At 40.5% G+C, this 519-nt stretch carries 1 protein-coding gene; it reads left to right on the plus strand.

Features of this window, described 5'->3' with window-relative positions:
* On the plus strand, nt 1–519 hold a 519-nt coding region (locus tag ACFOGI_RS05045), incomplete at both ends, for an IS256 family transposase (protein WP_390269391.1).

Consider the following 519-nt stretch of genomic DNA (forward strand, 5'->3'; position numbering starts at 1 on the left):
ATTTTATTGAACGGATCCTAGGTAGCTCCTATTCTGCCACAACCATTAGTAATATCACGGAAGTAGTGATGGAAGAGATAGAAGATTGGCAACAACGGGAGTTAAAGAAAAGGTATTCCATCCTCTTTCTTGACGGGACCTATATAAAGCTACGTCGGCAAGATGTAGCTAGTGAAGTGGTTTACGTTGTTGTTGGGATTACAGAGGAAGGTTATAAGGAAATAGTTGGCTTCTATGTAGGAGGACAAGAAAGTTCATTGGGGTGGAAAGAGATATTAGTGGACCTCAAGAGCCGCGGACTAGAAGAGGTGTTATTAACTGTTTTCGATGGTCTCTCCGGCTTGGAAACTGTGGTTAAAGAGGTCTATCCAAAAGCTGATGTCCAACGTTGTGTTGTTCATAAAGTTAGAAACGTATTACACACTATTCGTCAAAAAGATAAGGAAGAAGTGACGCAAGATTTAAAGGCCATTTACAGAGCTAATTCGAAGAATGAAGCGATGGAACAGTTTGAAGTTT

Source organism: Virgibacillus xinjiangensis (genome assembly GCF_042643145.1).
GTDB classification, from domain to species: Bacteria; Bacillota; Bacilli; order Bacillales; family Amphibacillaceae; genus Virgibacillus_O; species Virgibacillus_O xinjiangensis.